This window comes from Alloalcanivorax gelatiniphagus (assembly GCF_005938655.1).
Lineage (GTDB): Bacteria > Pseudomonadota > Gammaproteobacteria > Pseudomonadales > Alcanivoracaceae > Alloalcanivorax > Alloalcanivorax gelatiniphagus.
Map to the genome: position 1 here is coordinate 1 of NZ_VCQT01000015.1, position 21,618 is coordinate 21,618.

General features: G+C 64.2%; 16 protein-coding genes. 13 read left to right on the plus strand and 3 right to left on the minus strand.

Translation table 11 applies throughout. The features are described 5' to 3' along the window. Positions 1 to 156: 156 nt before the first annotated feature. Genes FGS76_RS03140 through FGS76_RS03150 form a run of 3 tightly spaced genes read right to left on the minus strand, consistent with a single transcriptional unit; the run spans position 157 to position 6,092 of the window. Positions 157 to 1,629: an efflux transporter outer membrane subunit gene (locus tag FGS76_RS03140; RefSeq protein ID WP_276607920.1), complete on the minus strand. Its 1,473-nt coding sequence runs from the start codon at positions 1,627 to 1,629 to the stop codon at positions 157 to 159. Then, positions 1,626 to 4,775, minus strand: a complete 3,150-nt coding sequence (locus tag FGS76_RS03145; RefSeq protein ID WP_138771176.1) for an efflux RND transporter permease subunit — start codon at positions 4,773 to 4,775, stop codon at positions 1,626 to 1,628. The genes FGS76_RS03140 and FGS76_RS03145 overlap by 4 nt, the downstream gene beginning before the upstream one ends. Positions 4,776 to 4,802: 27 nt before the next feature. After that, positions 4,803 to 6,092, minus strand: a complete 1,290-nt coding sequence (locus FGS76_RS03150) for an efflux RND transporter periplasmic adaptor subunit (RefSeq protein WP_138771177.1) — start codon at positions 6,090 to 6,092, stop codon at positions 4,803 to 4,805. Between the two features lie 167 nt (positions 6,093 to 6,259). Here FGS76_RS03150 and FGS76_RS03155 point away from each other — a divergent pair, with 167 nt between their 5' ends. The 13 genes from FGS76_RS03155 to FGS76_RS03215 all read left to right on the plus strand — a co-directional run bounded on the left by FGS76_RS03155 (position 6,260) and on the right by FGS76_RS03215 (position 21,618). Next, positions 6,260 to 6,910 (plus strand): TetR family transcriptional regulator, encoded by a 651-nt coding sequence (locus tag FGS76_RS03155; RefSeq protein WP_138771178.1) that lies wholly within the window; start codon positions 6,260 to 6,262, stop codon positions 6,908 to 6,910. A gap of 164 nt (positions 6,911 to 7,074) precedes the next feature. Continuing rightward, positions 7,075 to 8,277: an acyl-CoA dehydrogenase family protein gene (locus tag FGS76_RS03160; RefSeq protein ID WP_138771179.1), complete on the plus strand. Its 1,203-nt coding sequence runs from the start codon at positions 7,075 to 7,077 to the stop codon at positions 8,275 to 8,277. Positions 8,278 to 8,444: 167 nt separating this feature from the next. Next, entirely contained in the window at positions 8,445 to 9,209 is a 765-nt protein-coding gene (locus FGS76_RS03165) for an SDR family NAD(P)-dependent oxidoreductase (protein ID WP_138771180.1), read from the plus strand. Between the two features lie 97 nt (positions 9,210 to 9,306). Then, positions 9,307 to 10,362, plus strand: a complete 1,056-nt coding sequence (locus FGS76_RS03170) for a phosphotransferase family protein (RefSeq protein ID WP_138771181.1) — start codon at positions 9,307 to 9,309, stop codon at positions 10,360 to 10,362. Positions 10,363 to 10,467: 105 nt separating this feature from the next. After that, a complete protein-coding gene (surE, locus tag FGS76_RS03175) occupies positions 10,468 to 11,265 on the plus strand; it encodes a 5'/3'-nucleotidase SurE (protein ID WP_138771182.1) in 798 nt (265 codons plus the stop codon). 256 nt (positions 11,266 to 11,521) lie between these two features. After that, entirely contained in the window at positions 11,522 to 13,198 is a 1,677-nt protein-coding gene (locus FGS76_RS03180; protein WP_138771183.1) for a long-chain fatty acid--CoA ligase, read from the plus strand. Positions 13,199 to 13,388: 190 nt separating this feature from the next. Beyond that, positions 13,389 to 14,246, plus strand: a complete 858-nt coding sequence (locus tag FGS76_RS03185) for a branched-chain amino acid ABC transporter permease (RefSeq protein ID WP_240692394.1) — start codon at positions 13,389 to 13,391, stop codon at positions 14,244 to 14,246. Further along, positions 14,246 to 15,277 carry a branched-chain amino acid ABC transporter permease gene (locus tag FGS76_RS03190; RefSeq protein ID WP_138771185.1) on the plus strand — a complete coding sequence of 344 codons (1,032 nt, stop codon included), beginning with the start codon at positions 14,246 to 14,248 and terminating at the stop codon, positions 15,275 to 15,277. Before FGS76_RS03185 ends, FGS76_RS03190 begins: the two co-directional genes overlap by 1 nt. Then, complete coding sequence (locus FGS76_RS03195) at positions 15,270 to 16,052, plus strand: ABC transporter ATP-binding protein (protein WP_240692390.1); 783 nt, start codon at positions 15,270 to 15,272, stop codon at positions 16,050 to 16,052. Before FGS76_RS03190 ends, FGS76_RS03195 begins: the two co-directional genes overlap by 8 nt. Further along, entirely contained in the window at positions 16,039 to 16,746 is a 708-nt protein-coding gene (locus tag FGS76_RS03200) for an ABC transporter ATP-binding protein (protein ID WP_138771186.1), read from the plus strand. The genes FGS76_RS03195 and FGS76_RS03200 overlap by 14 nt, the downstream gene beginning before the upstream one ends. Positions 16,747 to 16,837: 91 nt before the next feature. Further along, entirely contained in the window at positions 16,838 to 18,001 is a 1,164-nt protein-coding gene (locus FGS76_RS03205) for an ABC transporter substrate-binding protein (RefSeq protein ID WP_138771187.1), read from the plus strand. Positions 18,002 to 18,248: 247 nt separating this feature from the next. Further along, positions 18,249 to 20,333 carry a 3-hydroxyacyl-CoA dehydrogenase NAD-binding domain-containing protein gene (locus FGS76_RS03210; protein WP_138771188.1) on the plus strand — a complete coding sequence of 695 codons (2,085 nt, stop codon included), beginning with the start codon at positions 18,249 to 18,251 and terminating at the stop codon, positions 20,331 to 20,333. Positions 20,334 to 20,418: 85 nt separating this feature from the next. Next, positions 20,419 to 21,618 (plus strand): acyl-CoA dehydrogenase family protein, encoded by a 1,200-nt coding sequence (locus FGS76_RS03215; protein ID WP_138771189.1) that lies wholly within the window; start codon positions 20,419 to 20,421, stop codon positions 21,616 to 21,618.

The window sequence follows — 21,618 nt, forward strand, 5'->3', positions numbered from 1 at the left end:
GTGCGATGAACCAAAAAAAAGACGCTATATACCCTGTTGCGCCGCATTTTTCATCGCCAAAGCGGGGCGGAGGGGAGCGCCGATAAAAAAAAGCACCCAATCGGGGTGCCTGGTGGGACAGTCCGCCGCCGGGGCGGGGCGGGCGGGCCGCGGGCGTTAGCCGCGCGGCGCGTCTTGGTTGGCGGTGGCGTGGCCGACCAGGGTGGCCTGGTCGGCCTGCTCGCCGCCGCCCAGGGCCCGATACAGGGTCACCCGATTGGTGAGTTTATTGAGCGTCACCGCCACCCGCTGCTGACGGGCGTCGAGCAGGTTGCGGCGGGCATCCAGCACCGCCAGGTAGTCGTCGGCGCCTTCCCGGTAGCGCGCTTCGGCCAGAGCCAGGGAGCGCTCGGTGGCGGTCACCAGGGCGCTCTGGGCCTGTTCCTCCTGGCTCAGGCTGTTCCGGGCGGCGAGGGCGTCGGCCACTTCCTGGAAGGCGGTCTGGATCGCCTGCTCGTAGCGCGCCACGTTCTGATCGCGGCGCACTTCCGCCACGTCCAGGTTGGCCCGGTTGCGGCCGCCGCTGAAGATCGGCAGGGACACGCTGGGCGAGAATGACCAGGCCTTGGAGCCACCCTCGAACAGACCGGACAGCTCGGCGCTGGCGGTGCCGGCGGAACCGGTCAGGCTGATACGCGGGAAGAACGCCGCCCGCGCCGCGCCGATATTGGCGTTGGCGGCACGCAGTGCGTGTTCCGCGCGCAGAATGTCCGGGCGCTGGCGCAGCACCGAGGAGGACAGGCCGGCGGGCACTTCCGGCAGCACCGCCACGGTGGGGTCATCCAGATCCTCGCCGGCCAGCGCCGGCAGGGGCGCGCCCACCAGCACCGCCAGGGCGTTGCGGTCCGCGTCCACCCGGCGCTGGAAGCGTGCCTGGTTGGCGCGGGCGGTTTCCAGGGCGGCCTCGGCCTGGCGCAGGTCCAGTTCCGAACCCAACCCCAGATCGACGCGGCCGCGCACCAGATCCACGGACTGCTGCTGAGCGCTCAGGGTCTCCTGGCTGATGCGCAGGCTTTCCCGGTCCGCCATCAGCGTTAGCCAGGCGTTGGCCACTTCCGACACCAGGGTGATGCGGGCACTGCGCCGCGCTTCCTCGGTGGCCAGATAGCTTTGCAGCGCCGATTGTTTAAGGCTGCGCACCCGGCCGAACAGATCCAGCTCATAGCTGGCCACGCCCACATTGACCCCGTACTGGCTCTGCACGGTGCTGGCGCCGGTCTGGTTCAGGTCCGCCGGCAGCCGCTGGCGGGCGCCCTCGGCGTTGGCGCTGATCGACGGCAGCAGGGCGGCGCCCTCGATGCGGTAGCGGGCGCGGGCCTCGGCCACGTCCAGCATGGCCAGGCGCAGGTCCCGGTTGTTGTCCAGGGCGGTGTTGATCAGTTGCCGCAGCTGCGGGTCCGGGAACAGGGCCCGCCAGCCCGGCAGCATGACGCCGTCGCCGGGGGCGCCGCTGTCACCCACCGTGGCCGGCACCGGCGAGGCCGGTTGCCGGTAGTCCGGGGCCAGGCTGCAGCCGCCCAGGGCGAGGGCGGCCAGCAGGGGCAGGGTATAGCGGTTCATATGGCCGATGGCTTTACCTTTGCGGCTCATTGCTGTGCCTCCCGGTCCTCCAGCGGAGTGCTGCCGTCTTTCTTGCCGGTCATCGGTATGCCGGAGATGCGGCGTACCAGGGCATAGAACAGCGGGATAAAGAAGATCGCCAGGACCGTGGCCGCCACCACGCCGCCGAACACGCCGGTACCGATCGCGTTGCGGGCGCCGGAGCCGGCGCCGCTGCTCAGCATCAGCGGCGTGACACCGAGACCGAACGCCAGTGAGGTCATCAGAATCGGGCGTAGCCGCATGCGGGTGGCTTCCAGGGTGGCCTTGAGCAGGGAGTAGCCCTGGTCTTCCAGGTCCTTGGCGAACTCGGCGATCAGAATGGCGTTCTTCGCCGACAGCCCCACCGTGGTCAGCAGACCTACCTGGAAGAACACATCGTTGTTGAGGCCACGCAGGGTCGCCGCCAGCACCGCGCCGATCACGCCCAGGGGCACCACCAGCATCACCGCGAACGGAATCGACCAGCTCTCGTAGAGCGCCGCCAGACACAGGAACACCACCAGCAGGGACAGCGCATAGAGCGCCGGTGCCTGGGCGCCGGCCTGCTGCTCCTGGAAGGAGAGGCCGGTCCATTCGAAGCCGAAGCCGTTGGGCAGATCCCGGGCCAGCCGTTCCATGGTGGCCATGGCTTCACCGGTACTGACGCCGGCGGCGGCGTTGCCCTGGATGTTCATGGACGAGACGCCGTTGTAGCGCTGCAGCTGTTGGGGACCGTAGCTCCATTCGCCGTCGGAGAAGGTGTCGAAGGGCACCATCTCGCCGACGCCGTTGCGCACGTACCAGTTGTTGATGTCATCGGGCAGCATGCGGAAGGGCGCGGCGCCCTGCACATACACCCGCTTGACCCGGCCCCGGTCGATGAAGTCGTTCACATAGCTGGAGCCCCAGGCCACCGACAGGGTGTTGTTGATTTCCGCCAGGGGCACGCCCATGGCCTGGGCTTTCTGACGGTCCACCTCGAGATCGTAGGTGGGGGCGTCCGGCAGGCCGTTGAAGCGCACCTGGCTCAGGGTGCCGGCCTGGTTGGCGGCGCCGAGCAGTTGGTTACGCGCCTGCACCAGGGCGTCGTGCCCCTGGCCGCCACGGTCCTGCAGCTGGAAGTTGAAGCCGCCGGAGGTGCCCAGGGCCGGGATCGCCGGTGGGTTGAGCGCGAAGATGATGGCCTCGCGGATCTTCGAGAAATAGCCCATGGAGCGGCCGATGATCTGCTGCACGCCGTCGGTGCTCAGGTCCCGCTCTTCCCAGTCCTTGAGCCGCACGAAAGCAATGCCGGAGTTCTGGCCACGGCCGGCGAAGCTGAACCCGCCCACGGTGAAGATGGAGGTGACCGCGTCTTCCTTGTTCATGTAGTAGTCTTCCATCTTGCCGAGCACGTCCATGGTCTGCCCCAGGGGCGAGCCCACCGGCAGCTGCACCTGGCTGAGCAGGATGCCCTGGTCCTCTTCCGGCAGGAAGGCGCTGGGCAGGCGGCTGAAGGAGAAGCCGAGCACCGCCACGATGGCCACGTAAATCAGCAGATAGCGGCCACGATGGCCGATCATTTTCTCCACCCGGCTCTGGTAGCCGTGGCTGGCACGGTTGAAGTTGCGGTTGAACCAGCCAAAGAAGCCTTTCTTCTCCTCATGCTGGGCCGCGGAGGGCTTGAGCATGGTGGCGCACAGCGCCGGAGTCAGGATCAGCGCCACCAGCACCGACAGGGTCATGGCCGACACGATGGTGATCGAGAACTGGCGGTAGATGGCGCCGGTGGAACCGGGGAAGAACGCCATCGGCACGAACACCGCCGACAGCACCAGGGCAATACCCACCAGGGCGCCGGTGATCTGGTCCATGGACTTGCGGGTGGCCTCCAGCGGCCCCAGGCCGTCTTCTTCCATCACCCGTTCCACGTTCTCCACCACCACGATGGCGTCGTCCACCAGCAAGCCGATGGCCAGCACCATGCCGAACATGGTCAGGGTGTTGACGGTGAACCCGAACGCGAACAGCACCGCGAAGGTACCCAGCAACACCACCGGCACGGCGATGGTGGGAATCAGGGTGGCGCGGAAGTTCTGCAGGAACAGGAACATCACCAGGAACACCAGGGCGATGCCCTCGAACAGGGTCTTCACCACCTCCAGGATGGAAATCTTCACGAACGGCGTGGTGTCGTAGGGGTACGAAATTTCCATGCCTTCCGGGAAGAACTGGCTCAGCTCGTCGAGCCGCGCGCGCACCCGGTCGGCGGTGTCCAGGGCGTTGGCGCCGGACGCCAGGTTGATGCCGATCCCGGACGCCGGCTTGCCGTTGAAGCGGGCGTCGAAGTTGTAGTTTTCCGAGCCGAGTTTTACCTCGGCCACGTCACGCAGCCGTACCCGGGAACCGTCGTTGTTGACGCGCAGCAGGATTTCGCCGAATTGCTCCGGCGTCTCCAACAGGGTCTGAACGATGATCGAGGCGGTGAGCTCCTGGTCTTTCACCGCCGGCTGGCCACCCAACTGGCCACCGGTGACCTGGTTGTTTTGCACCGTGATCGCCTGGATCACATCGGTGGTTGTCAGGTCGTACTGGTTGAGCTTGTTCGGGTCCAGCCACACGCGCATGGCGTACTGGGCGCCGAACAACTGGGTGGTGCCCACCCCTTGCACCCGGCTGAGCGGGTCCTGGACGTTGGCGCCAAGATAGTCCGACAGGTCGGTGCGGCTCATGCTGCCATTGTTGGAGGTGGCGGCCAGCACCATCAGGAAGGAGTCGGACGACTTGCTCACCTGCACGCCCTGTTGCTGCACCACCTGGGGCAGGCGCGGCGTGGCCAGCTGCAGTTTGTTCTGCACCTGGACCTGGGCGATGTCCGGATCGGTGCCGGCGGCGAACGTCAGAGCGATCTGCGCGGTGCCGGTGGAGTCGCTGGTGGAGTCGATGTAGAGCAGGTTATCGATGCCGTTCATCTGCTGCTCGATGACCTGGGTCACCGAGTCTTCCACCGCCTCGGCGGAGGCACCGGGGTAGCTGGCGCGGATGGTCACTTCCGGCGGCGCCACCGTCGGGTATTGCTCCACCGGCAGGTTGTAGATCGACAACGCCCCGGCGAGCATCATGACGATGGCGATCACCCAGGCGAAGATGGGTCGGTCAATAAAGAATCTGGCCATGATTGTCCCTGTTGCGTGGGCGGTCGGTTATTGCGCGTCTTGGCCGGCGTCGTCGCCGGCCTGCTCAGAAGGGGCCTGTTCAGAAGCGCCCTGATCCGGGGCGTTCTGGTCCGCGGCCTTGCTCTCGGCGGGCGCCTTGCCGTCGCCGGAGTCGCCTGCGGAGGCCGCTTTGGCGCCGTCGTCCTGGGCCTCGACGTTGACCGGCTTCACCGGGGCGCCGGGGCGGATCTTCTGCAGGCCTTCCACGATCAGGCGGTCGCCGGCCTTCAGGCCGTCGCGGATCAGCCACTGGTTGCCCACTGCCCGTTCGGTGGTCACCTGCCGTTGTTCAACCTTGTCGTCGGCGCCGATCACCAGGGCGGTGGCGTTGCCGTTGGGGTCCCGGGTGACGCCTTTCTGGGGCACCAGGATGGCATTGCTCATCTCGCCCTGGGGCAGACGGGCGCGCACGAACATGCCCGGCAGCAGATCGCTTTCCGGATTCGGGAACAGGGCGCGCAGGGTCACCGAGCCGGTGCTTTCCTCCACCGCGAACTCGGAGAACTGCAGCACGCCTTCCCGGTCGTAGGAGCTGCCGTCTTCCAGCAGCAGGGTGACACGGGCCTTATCCTCGCCCACCTTCTGCAGGCGGCCGGCTTCCAGGGCGGCGCGCAGCTGCCGCAGGTCCCGGTTGGACTGGGTCAGGTCCACATAGATCGGGTCCAGCTGGCGAATGGTGGCCAGTGCCTGGGCCTGGCTGGCGGTAACCAGAGCACCGGCGGTCACCGAGGAACGGCCGATGCGGCCGCTGATCGGTGCTTCGATGGTGGTGTAGTCCAGATTGATGCGGGCGCTGTCCAGGGCGGCACGGGCGGCGGCCACCTGGGCCTGGTTTTCGCCCAGGGAGGCCTGGGCCTCGTCGTATTCCTGCTGGCTGACCGCTTTCATTTCCAGCAGCCGTTCGAAACGCTGGGCGCGCAGACGGGTGGACTTGAGCGTGGCCTGAGCCCGGGCCAGGTCGGCCTTGGCGCTTTCCACCTGGGCCTGGTAGAGGCTGTCATCGATGCGATAGAGCGGGTCGCCGGCCTCGACTTCCTGACCTTCCTCGAACAGCCGTTCCTCAATGATGCCGTTGACCTGGGGCCGGATTTCCGCCACCTGATAAGGGGTGGTGCGCCCGGGCAGTTCGGTGGTCTGGGTGAAGGCCCGGGGTTGCACGGTAATGAAACCGGCCTCCGGCGGGCCGCCGGCCTGTTGCTGCTGGTTGCCGTCATCACAGGCGGCAAGCACCAGGGAAAAAAGAACAATAAAGGGGAAGGACACCGAACCTCTGCGCATGGAAACCTCGGTTCTATTCGTTCGCGTCTGATTGGAAGCGTTTCAAAGTATGAAGGCTTGGGAGTATACATACATCCAAGAACGTATGTATAGTGGAGCCCATGAAAAAATGGTGTGCGCGGCCCGCTGCCCGCACGCGGCTTATTCGAACCACCCCGAGACCGTATATGGCCAGACGGACCAAGGCGGAAGCGCTGGAAACCCGCGCCCAGATCATCGATGCCGCCGAGCATGTGTTCCATCGCAAAGGCGTGGCGCGCACCTCGCTGAACGATATCGCCCAGGAAGCGGGCGTTTCCCGGGGTGCCATCTATTGGCACTTCAAGAATAAGCACGATGTGTTCGAGGCAATGTTAAGCCGCCACCGCCTGCCCACCGAAACCCTGTCCCAACGCGCCGGAGACCCGGACGAAACCGATCCCCTGGGGCGCCTGCGGGAGGTGCTTGTGGACGCCTTGCAGCGTACCGTCCACGACCCGGGTTACCGCAGGGTATTCGAGATTCTGTTCTATAAATGTGAATTTACCAAGGATACCGACCCGCTGATGTCGCGGGTGCAGGAGAGTTTCCTGGACAGTGCCGCCAAGATGCACCGCACCCTGCGCAACGCCATCGAGCGCGGCCAGTTGCCCACCACCCTCAATGTGGACCGGGCGATTACCCTGTTGCACGTGCAGATGACCGGGCTGCTGTACACCTGGCTGCTGCTGCCGGACAGTTTCGACCTGGAAACCGAAGCCACCGATTTCGTGGACTGCTACATCGCCAGCCTGCGCCAGTGTCCGACCATGTCCGGCGTGCCGGACGGGGAGCACTGAGCCGCTCCCCCGGCGGTGCCCGGTGAATTCAAAACGCCATTCCGATTTATTTGACGATGTGGTCGCGGCGTGCCACATTCTCCCGACATACCAATAAGTATGTCCGCTGGAACCCCCTTCCGGCGGGCCTCGGAACCTATTCCGGAATGACTCTAGGAGAGCCCATGCTGCCCCTTTCCGACCGGGCCCAGGCCCTGCACGACCAGCTCGTCGCTTTTATGGACCAGCACATCTACCCCAACGAGGCGCTTTACGCCGAGCAGATCAACACCGGCGAAAACCGCTGGGCGCCGCCGCCCATCGTCAAGGAACTGAAAAAGAAAGCCAAGGCCGAGGGCCTGTGGAACCTGTTCCTGCCGGAAAGCGAGCTGGGCGCCGGCCTCAACAACTACGACTACGCCCACCTGTGCGAAATCATGGGCCGCAGCGGCATGGCCCCCCAGGTATTCAACTGCGCGGCGCCGGACACCGGCAATATGGAAGTGCTGGCCCGCTACGGCAGCCCGGAACAGCAGGAACAATGGCTCAAGCCCCTGCTGGCCGGCGAGATCCGCTCCTGCTTCTCGATGACCGAACCGGCGGTGGCCTCCTCCGACGCCACCAACATCTGCACCGAGATCAAGCGTGACGGCGACGAGTACGTCATCAACGGCCGCAAGTGGTGGTCGTCCGGCGCCATGTCCACGGACTGCAAGATCGCCATCGTGATGGGCAAGACCGATCCCGAGGCGCCGCGCCATCAGCAGCAGTCCCAGATTCTGGTGCCCCTGGACACCCCCGGCGTGACCATCGAGCGCGCCCTGCACGTGTTCGGCTACGACCACGCGCCCAAGGGCCACGCGGAAATCGTCTACGACAATGTGCGGGTGCCGGTGGGCAACCTGATCCTCGGCGAGGGCCGTGGCTTCGAGATCGCCCAGGGCCGCCTGGGCCCGGGCCGTATTCACCACTGCATGCGTACCATCGGCCTGGCGGAACGGGCCCTGGAAGCCATGTGCCAGCGGGTCGAGGCCCGTGAAGCCTTTGGCCGCAAGCTGTCCCAGTTCGACTCCATCCGCAAGGACATCGCCCGCTCGCGCCTGGAAATCGAACAGGCCCGGCTGATGACCCTGAAGGCGGCGCACATGATGGACACCGTGGGCAACAAGGTGGCCCGCCAGGAAATCGCCATGATCAAGGTGATTGCCCCGGAAATGGCCCTTAAGGTGGTGGATCGGGCGATTCAGGTGCACGGTGCCCTGGGTGTCTGCCAGGACAGCTTCCTGGCCTCCGCCTGGGCCAACCTGCGCACCCTGCGCCTGGCCGACGGCCCGGACGAGGTGCACCTGGACACCATCGCCAAGCTGGAACTGGGGCGGTACCGATAAACACAGTTGCAAGTTGAAAGTTACAAGTTGAAAGGGGTCATGCCGGCCGGCCCGGTTCGAGCGCCGCGGAAAGCGTGGCCGCGGGCACGGCGCGGCAGACCCTGAGTGCCGTACCTCGCGTTGTAACTTTTAACTTTGAACTTTGAACTTCGCCAAGGAGAACAACAATGAGCAAACTGTTCGATCTGACCGGCAAGGTCGCGCTGATCACCGGTTCCACCCGGGGTATTGGTAAATCCATCGCCGAGGAAATGGCCCGGGCCGGCGCCAAGGTAGTGATTTCCAGCCGCAAGCCGGAGCCGTGCCACGAGGTGTGCGAGGCGATCAAGGCGGAAGGTGGCGAGGCCATCGCCGTGCCCTGCAACGTGGGCAAGAAAGAAGACCTGATGAACCTGGTCGACGAAACCCTGGCCGCGTTCGGCAAAATCGATATTCTGGTGTGCAACGCCGCCACCAACCCGGTTTACGGTCCCACCGCCGAACTCACCGACGAGGCCTGGGACAAGATCATGGACACCAACGTCAAGGGCACCTTCTGGCTGTGCAACCGGGTGCTGCCGGAGATGGACAAGAACGGCGGCGGCAATGTGGTGATCATTTCCAGCATCGCCGGCCTGCGCGGCAACACGGTGATCGGCACCTACGGCGTCTCCAAGGCCGCCGAGGCCGCCCTGGCCCGTAACCTGGCGGTGGAGTGGGGCCCGCGCAACATCCGCGTCAACGCCATCGCCCCCGGCCTGGTGCGCACCGACTTCGCCAAGGCGCTCACCGAGGACCCGGAACGCCGCAAACGCGCCGAGGAACGCACCCCGGTACGCCGCATCGGCGAACCGGTGGACATCGCCGGCGTGACCCTGTTCCTGTCCAGCGACGCCAGTGCCTATGTCACCGGCCAGACCATCGTCGCCGACGGCGGCGAAACGATCTGCTAACCAAAGTTGAAAGAAGAAAGTGAAAAGTTGAAAGGATAAAGACCAAGCCGCTTTTTAACTTTTAACTTGTAACTTTCAACTTGTTTTCGAGGTTCTTATGGAAGGTCAACCGGAGATCGTGCCGGTCCTGGACGCTCATCGCATCGACGAGAAGCGCCTGGCCGACTATCTCAAGCAACGGGACCTGCTCGACGGTCCTCTGACGGTGCGCCAGTTTCAGGGCGGCCAGTCCAACCCCACCTATTTGCTGGAAAGCGGCGCGCGGCGCTATGTGTTGCGCAAGAAGCCGCCGGGCAAGGTGCTGCCCTCCGCCCACCAGGTGGACCGGGAATACCGGGTCATGAAAGCCCTGGGCGAGCACAGCCAGGTGCCGGTGCCGGCCATGCACGTGCTGTGCGAGGACGATGGGGTGATCGGCACCAGCTTCTACGTGATGGACTTCGTGCCGGGGCGGGTCTATTCCCACCCGCAGCTGGAAAGTCTGAACAAGGAACACCGGGGCCAGCTCTATCAGGACATGATCGACACCCTGGCGCGGCTGCACCGGGTCGACCACCAGGCCGCCGGCCTGGGGGACTTCGGCCGGCCCCAGGGCTATGTGACCCGTCAGGTGAAGCGCTGGAGCGCCCAGTACGAAGCGTCCAAGACCGACGAGCTGCCGGCCATGGACAATCTGATGGCCTGGCTGGCGGACAATATTCCCGACGACGACAGCGCCGCCATCGCCCACGGCGACTTCCGCCTGGGCAACCTGCTGGTGGACAATCAGCAACCGCGGGTGGTGGCGGTGCTGGATTGGGAGCTGGCCACCATTGGCCATCCGCTGGCGGACCTGGCCTACTGCTGTCTGCCCTACCATCTGCCCCACGGGGTGAATGGGGTGCGCGGCCTGGACGGCCTGGACCTGACCGCCCGGGGCATTCCCGACGAACACACCCTGCTGGAGCGCTACTGCGAGAGCGCCGGCCGTGACGGCATCAACGACTGGCCGGTGTTCCTGGCCTTCGCCCTGTTCCGCACCGCGGCGATTCTGCAAGGCGTCCACGCCCGCGCGCTGCAGGGCAACGCCAGCAACCGGGATGCCCTGGAAGTGGGCAAACGCGCCGGCCTGATGGCCGAACGGGGCTGGCAGATCGCCCGGGCACATAGATGAAACGTTAATGAAGCATTGTAGGAGCAGCTTCAGCCGCGATGGTTTGGGCGTTGTCCACCTATCGCGGCTGAAGCCGCTCCTACGGTGATTGACATGAGGTCGGTAATGAAAACGTTCCGCAAGATCCTGGTCACCAACGACGATGGCATCGACGCCCCCGGTCTGCGGGTGGCCGAGGCGGTGGCCGCCGAGCTGGCCGACGAAGTGTGGACGGTGGCGCCGGAGCATGACCAGAGCGGGGTGGGGCAGGGCATCTCCCTGCACACGCCGCTGCGCGTGTACCACCACGGTGAGCGGCGCTTCGCGGTGTCCGGCACGCCGGCGGACTGCGTGATGTTCGCCCTGGCCGAGTGGTTCGCCGAGGAGGCGCCGGACCTGGTGCTGTCCGGGGTCAACTGCGGGGCCAACCTGAGCGATTCGGTGATGTACTCGGGCACCGTGGGCGCGGTGCTGGCGGCGGCCCACCTGGGGCTGCCGGGCATTGCCCTGAGCCAGGCGTTCGTCGGTGACCGGGAGGCCATCGACTACACGCCCACCGAGCGCCATTCGGCGGCGCTGATCCGCGAACTGTGGGCCGCCGGCGCCGACCGGGACGGCTATCAGCGGGCCTGCTGGAACCTGAACTTCCCGGACCGGCCGGTGGCGGAACTGCGCGGCAGCCGTTTCACCCGGCAGATCGGCGGCGGCATCGCCGGCCCGCGCCTGGTGCATGGCACCGACGGGCGCGGCCTGACCTACCACTGGCTGTCCTTTGAGCGCCGGCCGGGCAGCATCGAACACCCGCAATCCGATGTGGTGGCACTGCGCGACGGCTTCGTCTCGGTGATGCCGCTGCAGCCCACCCGGTGCGACGACGCCCTGGCGGATCACTATTGGGAGCAGGGCGAACGGCCGCTGCCTTGATCGCCGGGCGGCCGTCCGTTTTGCGAAATGATATTCCAAAATAATATTGACGGTCCCGGGAGGCCATGTCAGATTGGCTGCCTGCCCGCGTTCCGGGCGTCGGTTTTTTCACGCCCGCCGGCCGGTATCACCATGCCGGCCGGCGGCGTATTTTGATAGCTTAATCTCACAGCTGATTCCACAGCTGATTTCTACAACAAGGGCGCGGCCTGGTTCGCGCCGTGAAACGGTATGACTTTTTAGGGAGAGTACAGGCATGTTCGATCGGCATTTTGCCGTCTGGCCGGATGGGGCCCCCCATCATCTGACCCTGCCGGAAACCAGCCTTTACGAGAATCTGGCGATTTCCGCCCTTCGTTACCCGAACGAAAACGCCATCATTTACTACGATCGGCCGATTACCTACCGGGCACTGAAGGACGAGGTGGACGCGCTGGCCGGCCAGCTCGAGCATCTGGGCGTGGAGAAGGGTGATCGCGTGCTGCTGTTCATGCAGAACGCGCCGCAGTTCATCATCGGTTACTACGCGATCCTGCGTGCCAACGCCATCGTGGTGCCGATCAACCCGATGAACCGCACCGCCGAGCTGGAACATTATCTGGAAGACACCCAGGCCGCCGTTTGCCTGTGCGGTCAGGAAGTGTTCGGGCAGATCGAATCGCTGATCGGCCATGAACGCCTGCGCCATGTGATCGTGGCCGCCTACGGCGAGTACGCCGCCACCGACACCGACCTGGAGCTGCCCGCCGAAGTGCGCGCCGCCGCCCAGCCGGTGAGCGGTGAGGGGGTGATCTCCTGGCGCGCCGCCCTGGACGCCGGCTATCGCCCCGGCGATCTGCTGGTGGGCGCCGACGATCTGGCCGTGTTCCCCTACAGTTCCGGCACCACCGGCGCGCCCAAGGGCTGCATGCACACCCACCGCTCGGTGATGGCCACCTGCGTGCACGGCGCCGCCTGGCGGCCCGGCGGCGGCCGCGAGGGCGTGACCCTGGCGACCCTGCCGTACTTCCATGTGACCGGCATGCAGGGCGCCATGAACAGCCCGATCTTCCAGGGCTCCTGCATCGTGCTGATGACCCGCTGGGACCGCCGCACCGCCGCCAAGCTGATCGAACGCTACCGGGTCACCAGCTGGACCAACATCGTCACCATGGCCATCGATCTGCTGTCCGACCCGGACGTGGAATCGTTTGACCTGTCCAGCCTGCAGAACATCGGCGGCGGCGGCGCCGCCATGCCGGAGGCGGTGTCCGACAAGCTGTTCAATCTCACCGGCCTGCGCTACATCGAAGGGTACGGCCTGTCCGAGACCATCGCCGCCACCCACATCAACCCGGCGGATCACCCCAAGAAGCAGTGCCTGGGCATTCCGGTGTTCGACACCGACTCGCGCATCATCAACGAGGAAACCGGTGAGGAACTGGGCGTCGGTGAAGTGGGCGAGATCGTCTCCAACGGCCCGCAGGTATTCCAGGGCTACTGGAACCGTCCCGAGGAAACCAAAAAAGCCTTTATCGATCTGGACGGCAAACGCTTTTTCCGCACCGGCGACATGGGTTACTACGACGAGCAGGGTTATTTCTTCATCGTCGACCGGGTTAAACGGATGATCAACGCCTCCGGTTTTAAAGTTTGGCCGGCGGAGGTCGAAAGTCTTATGTACCGTCACCCGGCGATTCAGGAGAGCTGCGTGATTTCCGCCCCCCACGAGCGCCGCGGCGAAACCGTCAAAGCCTGCGTGGTGCTGACCGCCGCCGAAAAAGGCAAGGTCTCCGAGGAGGACATCATCGACTGGTGCAAGGAGCAGATGGCCGCCTATAAGGTACCGCAGATCGTTGAATTCCGTGATGAACTGCCGCGCTCGCCCACCGGCAAGGTAATGTGGCGCTCGTTGCAGGAAGCGGAGTGGGAGGCCCACAAAAAGCAGGCGTAAAGTCCGCATAACGAAACTTTATTTTAAAATATTGACGCCGATGCTGGCCGCTGCTAGCGTCGTTGGCGGTTTTTAGTGAGCCGCTTTTAATCACAAGAAAAACGAAATCGTAACGATGCGGCCCGGACGACGGGACTTCCGGACGGGCCGCGCGGCGATTTCATAACAACGAGGAGTTCGAGCCTTGGACGTGTTTCTGCAGCAAGCGCTGAATGGCCTGACGCTGGGTAGCATCTACGGGCTGGTGGCCCTGGGGCTGACACTGGTTTACGGCATTCTGCACGTTCCCAATTTCGCCCATGGCGCGCTGTACATGGTGGGCGCCTACGTCAGCTATTTCATCATGGTCGAACACGGCCTCAACTACTGGGTGGCCATGGCCGGCGCCGGGATAGTGGTGGCGGCGCTCTCGGTACTGTGTGAGCGGCTGGTGTTCCACCCCCTGCGGCATTCGCCGCCAATCCACGACAAAATCGCCGCCATCGGTATTCTGCTGTTTCTGGAAGCCGTGGTGCAGATGCATTGGGGTGCCGACTTCCGTCGCATGCCCACCCCCTACACCGAGATTTACCATTTCGGTTCCCTGACCCTGCCGGCCCAGCGTTTGCTGATCATCATCGGTGCCTTCTCGCTGATGGGTGCCTTGCACCTGTATCTGAAGAAGACCATGACCGGTTCCACCATCATTGCCATGGCGCAGAACCGGGAAGGTGCTTTCCTGGTCGGTATCGATGCCAACCGGGTGGCGATGATGACCTTCGCCATCGCCGGTTTCCTGGCGGCGGTGGGCGCCACCCTGTTCGCGCCGATCAACCTGGTGTACCCGGCCATGGGCCACCTGGTGATCATGAAAGCCTTCGTGATCATCATTCTGGGCGGCATGGGCAGCATCCCCGGTGCCATCGTCGGTGGTCTGATCATCGGCTTCGCCGAGGCGCTGGGCGGTTACTACCTGTCCGGCACCTACAAGGACCTGATCGCCTTCGTGCTGTTGGTGGCCATCCTGTCCATTAAACCCACCGGCCTGTTCTCCAAGGGGGTGCGCTAATGGATCGCATCATGAATTTCTTCGCCAGCCCGGCCATGAAAATCGTGCTGATCGCCGCCGGCATCCTGTTCCCCCTGGTGGCCACCAGTGAATACCAGATCTATGTGATGGCGCTGGCCTTTATCTGGGCCATCGCCGTGTACGGCCTGAACATCATCACCGGCTACTGCGGCCAGCTGAACCTGGCCCATGGCGGCTTCTTCGCCATCGGCGCCTACGCGGTGGGGCTGCTCACCGTGGATTACGGCTGGGCGTTCTGGCCGGCGTTCATCGCCGCCGGTGTGATCGGTGCCTTCCTGGGCTTCCTGGTGGGGGTGGTGTCGCTGCGCCTGAAGGAGCATTACTTCGCCATCTTCACCCTGTGCGTGGGCTTCATCATCTTCCTGCTGATCGAGAAATGGGAAGAAGTCACCCACGGTACCCTGGGGGTGATCAGCATCGCGCCGCCGGAGGGTTTCGGCCTGGTGGACTTCACCGAAACCATCCCGTTCTACTACCTGGTGCTGTTTTTCCTGGTGCTGGCGATCTGGTTGATCAGCCGCATTTCCCGCTCCCTGGTGGGGCGCACCTTCCTGGCCATCCGCATCAGTGACGATCTGGCCCAGTCCCTGGGCATCAACCTGATGCGCAACAAGGTACTGGCGTTCGTGCTGTCCACCACCTATGCCGGCCTGGCCGGTGCCCTGCTGGCCGGCGTGGTGCGCTTTATCGGCCCGGACCTGGCGGAAATCACCCACACCTTCGACGTCATCACCTACCTGCTGGTGGGCGGCATCGGCACCCTGATGGGCCCGCTGGTGGGGACCCTGCTGATCACCTGGATCACCCAGGCGGTGCAGTCCTTCGAGGAGTACCGGATGATCGTGTTCGGTCCGCTGCTGGTGCTGCTGGTGATCTTCATGCCCCGTGGCATTGTCGGCACCTTCCTGACCTGGCGCGGCCGTCGTCTGGCCAGCCGCGCCCCGGCCAAACACAGCGCGTCCCGCGTCGAGAAGAAAAAGAACCAGGAGGAGGCCGGTACCCATGGCTGAGCATCCGCTGCTGAAAATCAGCAATCTGACCAAGCGCTTCGGCGGTCTCGCCGCCGTCAATGACGTCAGCGTTACCTTCGAGGCCGGCAAGATCAACGCCATCATCGGGCCCAACGGCGCCGGCAAGACCACCTTCTTCAACCTGGTGGCCGGCGCCATGCCGCCCAGCGAGGGCAGCATCGAATTCCAGGGCATGGACGTGACCGGCATGTCCCCGGACCGCATCGCCCGGCTGGGCATCGCCCGTACTTTCCAGACCACCATGCTGTTCGATCAGTCCACGGTGCTGGACAACCTGATCGTTGGCCACCGGCTGCGTACCCAATCGCGGCTGTGGGACGTGATCATCAACTCCAAGCGCCTGCGCGACGAAGAGAAGAAGTGCCGCGCCCGCGCCGAGGAAGTGCTGGATTTCGTCGGCCTGTCCCACCTGGGCAACCGCTATATCCTCGACATCAGTCAGGAAGAGCGTAAGCGGGTGGCGTTCGCCCTGGCCATGGCCACCGACCCGGAACTGGTGCTGCTGGACGAACCGGCCGGCGGCATCAACCCGGAGGAAACCGAGAACCTGGCCGCGCTGATCCGCAAGATGGTGGCGCACGGTATCAGCGTCTGCCTGATCGAGCACAAGATGGACATGATCATGAGCCTGGCGGACAAGATCATGGTGCTCGACCACGGTGAAAAAATCGCCGAGGGCACGCCGGAACAGATCAAGAACGATCCGGTGGTGATCGAAGCCTATCTGGGGAGTGACGAAGATGTTGAAGCTTGAGAACGTTGACGCCTGCTACGAAGGCTTCAAGGCCCTGGATGGCGTTTCCATGAACGTGGAAGCCGGCGAACTGGTGGTACTGCTGGGCGCCAACGGCGCCGGCAAGTCCACCCTGTTCAACACCATCAGCGGCCTGCTCAAGGCCAGCGCCGGGCGTATCAGCCTCAATGGCCAGGACGTCACCGGCAAGAAACCCTCGTCGCTGGTGCAGGCCGGCGTGGTGCAATGTCCGGAAGGGCGCAAGCTGTTTCCGGAAATGTCGGTGCTGAAAAATCTCATGCTGGGTGGCTACGTGCACCGGCGTGATCGGGCCGGCATGAAAAAAACATTGGACCATGTGCTTGAAATGTTCCCGATTTTAAACGACAAAAAGGATGATGCGGCGGGCTCCCTCAGTGGCGGCCAGCAGCAGATGGTGGCCATCGGTCGCGCCCTGATGGGCCGTCCCAAGCTGCTGATGCTGGATGAGCCGTCCCTGGGCCTGGCCCCGCTGGTGGTCAAGCAGGTGTTCGGCGCCGTGCAGGCCATCAACCGCGAGGGCACCACGGTGCTGCTGGCGGAGCAGAACGCCTTCGCGGCCCTGAAGATCGCCACCCGCGCCTATGTGATCGAGAACGGTCGCCTGGTGATGGAAGGGGACCGCGAGGCCATGCTCGGCAATGAGGCGGTACGCAAGGCGTACATCGGCGCCTGACCCGGGCCGGCGTAACTGATCCGAGTCAACGCGAAAGCACTTCAATTCACACAACAATACCCTGACAAAAACAATGGGAGAGAACAGCATCATGACATTGACCCGAACCTTTCGACGCCTGGCGGCAGCCAGCGCCGTGGCCCTGGCCCTGGGCGGCGTGGCCCACGCCGAGGAAGTCACCATCGGTTTCACCGGCCCGCTCAGCGGCGGTGCCGCTCTGTACGGTGAAAACACCGTGGAAGGCCTGCGCATGGCCGCCAACGAGATCAACGAGGCCGGCGGTTTCGACGTGGATGGTGAGAACTACACCATCAAGATCGAAGCCCTGGACGACAAGTATTCACCCAGCCAGGCGGCGGTGAACGGCAAGCGGCTGGTGCAGCAGTACAAGGCGCCGATCATCTTCACCCCGCACTCCGGCGGCACCTTCGCCCTGCAGGCGTTCAATGAGCGCGACGGCTTCCTGGTAATGTCCTACACCTCGGTGCCGGCGGTGACCGCCAAGGGCAACAAGCTGACCGTCAAGATTCCGCCGAACTTCACTGACTACCTGGTGCCGTTCGCCCGAATCACCATGGACCGCTTCGGCAAGAATCTGGCGGTGGCCAACGCCACCCACGACTACGCCAAGTACTGGACCAAGGAATTCGTGCCGGTATGGCGCAAGATGGGCGGTGAAGTGGTTGCCACCAACCCGATGGACTACAACAAGTCCGCGGACTACTACACCGGCGTCAGCAAGGTGCTGGCGGACAAGCCGGACGTGATGTTCGTGGGCGGTGCCTCCGAGCCCACCGGTCTGGTGGTGCGTCAGGCCCGTGAGCTGGGCTTCAAGGGCGGTTTCGTGATCATGGACCAGGCCAAGATCGATGAAGTGGCCAAGGTATCCGGTGGTCTGGACTCCCTGGAAGGTTCCGTGGGCGTGGTGCCCCTGGCCAACTACAACACCCCGGGCGCGGAGCGTTTCGTGAAACTCTGGAAAGAGAAGCACGACGGCGTGGCCACCTCGGAAACCGCCTACCACTACTTCGCCATGTACCTGGTGATGCACGCCATGCAGGAAGCCGGTTCCGTGGACGACCCGGTGGCCATCCGCGCCGCCATCCCGGAAGCGCTGAAGGACGTGGATCCCAAGCACAACCCCTATGACGTGACCGCCATCACCGACGACGGCAACCTGGGCGCTGAGCCGCAGATCGCCGAAGTGAAGGACGGTAAAGTGATGATCCGCGAAACCCGGGACTACAAAGAGTAAGTCGCCACCCGATAGTGGAAATCAGGAGGGCACCCGGTCGGGTGCCCTTTTTGATTGGCCTGTAGGAGCGGCTTCAGCCGCGAACCGGCGACCGTCCGCTAGATAAAACCAAATTTCAAATTATTGATAAAAGGCCCGTTTTTCCTATACTGGAGGGCCTGCACGTTAACCGTTTTCAAGGCCACCGGAGACGCCGGAAACATGGCGAAAAAAGACATTTCCGGGGCCTTCCGCTGAAGGAGGCATCATGAGCGAGGTAGTCAGCTACCGTCTGGAAGGCGACATCGGCGTCATCAGTGTTAATTATCCGCCGGTAAACGCCCTGGGTCAGGGCGTGCGCCAGGGGCTGACCGAGTGTCTGCGCCAGGGGCTTCAGGACGACCAGGCCAAGGCCCTGGTGGTGATCGGCGAAGGCCGCACCTTCCCCGCCGGCGCCGACATCCGTGAATTCGGCAAGCCGCCCCAGGGCCCGGCCCTGCCCGACGTGGTCGCCGAGTACGAGGCCAGCGACAAGCTGGTGGTGGCCGCCATCCACGGCACCGCTCTGGGCGGCGGTCTGGAAGTGGCGCTGGGCTGCGATTACCGGGTGGCGCTGGACTCCGCCAAGGTGGGCCTGCCGGAAGTGAAGCTGGGCATTCTGCCCGGCGCCGGTGGCACCCAGCGCCTGCCGCGCCTGATCGGCGCGCAGAAAGCCCTGGAAGTGATCGTTTCCGGCAACCCGGTGAAAGCCAAGGACGCCCTGGCCCTGGGCATCGTCGACGAGATCGTCAGCGGTGACCTGCTGGAAGGCGCCCTGGCCTATGCCCGCAAGCTGGCCGCCGACAACGCGCCGCTGCGTCGCATCCGCGATCTGCAGGCCCAGAAGGAAGACCCGGACCTGTTCAGCAACTTCGAAAAATCCATCGCCCGCAAACAGCGCGGCTTCAAGGCCCCCTTCCACTGCATTAAGGCGGTGCAGGCGGCGGTGGAGCTGCCCTTCGACGAGGGCATGAAGCGTGAGCGCGAACTGTTCGGCGAACTGCTGGTAAGCCCGGAATCCCGCGCCCAGCGCCATGTGTTCTTCGCCGAGCGGGAAGTGGCCAAGGTGCCCGGCCTGGCCAAGGACACCCCCAAACGCGAGATCAACCAGGTGGCGGTGATCGGCGCCGGCACCATGGGCGGCGGTATCGCCATGAACTTCGCCAACGCCGGCATCCCGGTGAAAATCCTGGAAGTGAAGGAAGAGGCGCTGGAGAAAGGCATCGCGGTGATCCGCAAGAACTACGAGAACACCGCCAAGAAGGGCCGCATCACCACCCAGCAGGTGGAAGATCGCATGGCGCTGATCCAGCCCACCCTGAGCTACGACGACCTGTCCGACGTGGACCTGGTGATCGAAGCGGTGTTCGAGAACATGGACGTGAAGAAAGCCGTGTTCAGCGAGCTGGATCGGGTCTGCAAGAAGGGCGCGATCCTGGCCACCAACACCTCCACCCTGGACGTGGACCGCATCGCCGCCTTCACCCAGCGTCCCGAGGACGTGATGGGCATGCACTTCTTCAGCCCGGCCAACGTGATGAAGCTGCTGGAGAACGTGCGCGGCGAGAAGACCGCCGATGACGTGATCGCCACCGTCATGGACCTGAGCCGCCGCATCGGCAAGGTCGGCGTGCTAGTAGGCGTGTGCCACGGCTTCGTCGGCAACCGCATGCTGCACAAGCGTCAGGCGGAAGCCGTGCAACTGGTTAACGAAGGTGCCAGCCCCGCCCAGGTGGACAAGGTGCTGTTCGATCTGGGCTTCCCGATGGGCCCGTTCGCCATGTCCGACCTGGCCGGTATGGACGTGGGTTACCGCATCCGCGAAGAGCTGCGTAAGGAAGATCCCGACAACGCGCCGCCGCGTAACTGGACCGATGAACTGGTGGAGCAGGGCCGTCTGGGCCAAAAAACCCAGGCCGGCGTATTCGACTACAAGGAGGGCGACCGTACCCCGGTGCCTTCATCCGAAGTTGACGCCCTGATCGCCAAATTCCGCCAAGAGCAAGGCATTCAGTCCCGTGACGTCAGCGACCAGGAAATCCTGGAGCGCTGCATGTATGTGATGGTCAATGAAGGCGCCAAGATCCTGGAGGAGGGCATCGCCGCCCGCCCGCTGGACGTGGACGTGATCTGGATCTACGGCTACGGCTTCCCGGTGTATCGTGGGGGCGTGCTGTTCTGGGCCGACTCCGTGGGCCTCAAGACCATCTATGACAAGGTGAGCCAGTTCCACAAGGAAACCGGCGACGATGTATGGAAGCCGGCGGCGCTGCTCGAGAAGCTGGCCAATGAGGGCAAAGGCTTTTACGGCTGAGCCCGCTCATCGCGGCTGAAGCCGCTCCTGCGGAGTTCCGGGCAGGAGCGGCTTCAGCCGCGACCACGGCATTAGAGAGGACATTATGGATATTAACTACACCCCGGAAGAGCGCGCGTTCCGCGACGAAGTGCGCGGCTTCCTGAAGGACAAGCTGCCGGCGGATATCTCCCGCAAGGTGAAAGAACACAAGCGCCTGGGCAAGGAAGACACGGTCCGCTGGCAGAAGATTCTCAACGAGCAGGGCTGGCTGGCCCTGCACTGGCCGAAAGAGCACGGCGGCACCGGCTGGAGCCCGATCCAGAAGCACATCTTCGAGGAAGAGTGCGCGGAAGCCGGCGCGCCCACCGTGCTGCCGTTCGGCGTCAACATGGTCGCCCCGGTGATCATCAAGTTCGGCACCCAGGAACAGAAGGATTATTACCTGCCGCGCATCCTGCGCAGCGACGACTGGTGGTGCCAGGGCTACTCCGAGCCCGGCGCCGGTTCCGACCTGGCCGGCCTGAAGACCCGCGCGGTGCGCGAAGGCGATCACTACATCGTCAACGGTCAGAAGACCTGGACCACCCTGGGCCAGCACGCCAACATGATTTTCTGCCTGGTGCGCACCGACCCGGACGCCAAGAAACAGGAAGGCATCTCCTTCCTGCTCATCGACATGGAGAAAAGCGAGGGCATCACCGTGCGCCCGCTGATCACCCTGGACGGCGAGCACGAAGTGAACGAAGTGTTCTTCGACAACGTCAAGGTGCCGGTGGAGAACCTGGTCGGCGAGGAGAACAAGGGCTGGACCTGCGCCAAGTACCTGCTCACCTTCGAGCGTACCGGCATCGCCGGTGTCGGTTCTTCCAAGGCTGCTTTGGCGCACCTCAAGCAGGTGGCCCGCGAGCAGACCGTCAACGGCAAGCCGTTGATTGAGGAACCGCACTTCCGCGCCCGCCTGGCGGACGTGGAAATGGAGCTGATGTCCCTGGAAATGACCAACCTGCGCACCGTGGCGGCCGCCGAGGCCGGTGGCGTGCCCGGCGCGGAAAGCTCCTTCCTGAAGATCATGGGCACCGAACTGCGCCAGGAGATCACCGATCTGTTCCGCCGCGCCGCCGGTCCCCACGCTCTGCCGTTCCTCCCCGAGGAACTGGCCGGTGACTTCGAGGGCCCCTATGTGGGACCGGAGTTCGCCGCCTCCGTGGCCAGCCGTTACTTCAACTTCCGCAAGCTCTCCATCTTTGGGGGCTCCAACGAAATTCAGAAGAACATCATCTCCAAGATGATCCTCGGACTGTAA

Excerpts from the sequence above, each read along its gene's own strand:
- FGS76_RS03150 (WP_138771177.1), bottom strand. The coding sequence starts at position 6,092 with ATGCGCAGAGGTTCGGTGTCCTTCCCCTTTATTGTTCTTTTTTCCCTG.
- FGS76_RS03195 (WP_240692390.1), top strand. The coding sequence starts at position 15,270 with ATGGCTGAGCATCCGCTGCTGAAAATCAGCAATCTGACCAAGCGCTTC.
- FGS76_RS03170 (WP_138771181.1), top strand. The coding sequence starts at position 9,307 with ATGGAAGGTCAACCGGAGATCGTGCCGGTCCTGGACGCTCATCGCATC.
- FGS76_RS03155 (WP_138771178.1), top strand. The coding sequence starts at position 6,260 with ATGGCCAGACGGACCAAGGCGGAAGCGCTGGAAACCCGCGCCCAGATC.
- FGS76_RS03215 (WP_138771189.1), top strand. The coding sequence starts at position 20,419 with ATGGATATTAACTACACCCCGGAAGAGCGCGCGTTCCGCGACGAAGTG.
- FGS76_RS03190 (WP_138771185.1), top strand. The coding sequence starts at position 14,246 with ATGGATCGCATCATGAATTTCTTCGCCAGCCCGGCCATGAAAATCGTG.
- FGS76_RS03140 (WP_276607920.1), bottom strand. The coding sequence starts at position 1,629 with ATGAGCCGCAAAGGTAAAGCCATCGGCCATATGAACCGCTATACCCTG.
- FGS76_RS03145 (WP_138771176.1), bottom strand. The coding sequence starts at position 4,775 with ATGGCCAGATTCTTTATTGACCGACCCATCTTCGCCTGGGTGATCGCC.
- FGS76_RS03210 (WP_138771188.1), top strand. The coding sequence starts at position 18,249 with ATGAGCGAGGTAGTCAGCTACCGTCTGGAAGGCGACATCGGCGTCATC.
- FGS76_RS03165 (WP_138771180.1), top strand. The coding sequence starts at position 8,445 with ATGAGCAAACTGTTCGATCTGACCGGCAAGGTCGCGCTGATCACCGGT.
- FGS76_RS03200 (WP_138771186.1), top strand. The coding sequence starts at position 16,039 with ATGTTGAAGCTTGAGAACGTTGACGCCTGCTACGAAGGCTTCAAGGCC.
- FGS76_RS03180 (WP_138771183.1), top strand. The coding sequence starts at position 11,522 with ATGTTCGATCGGCATTTTGCCGTCTGGCCGGATGGGGCCCCCCATCAT.
- FGS76_RS03205 (WP_138771187.1), top strand. The coding sequence starts at position 16,838 with ATGACATTGACCCGAACCTTTCGACGCCTGGCGGCAGCCAGCGCCGTG.
- FGS76_RS03160 (WP_138771179.1), top strand. The coding sequence starts at position 7,075 with ATGCTGCCCCTTTCCGACCGGGCCCAGGCCCTGCACGACCAGCTCGTC.
- surE (WP_138771182.1), top strand. The coding sequence starts at position 10,468 with ATGAAAACGTTCCGCAAGATCCTGGTCACCAACGACGATGGCATCGAC.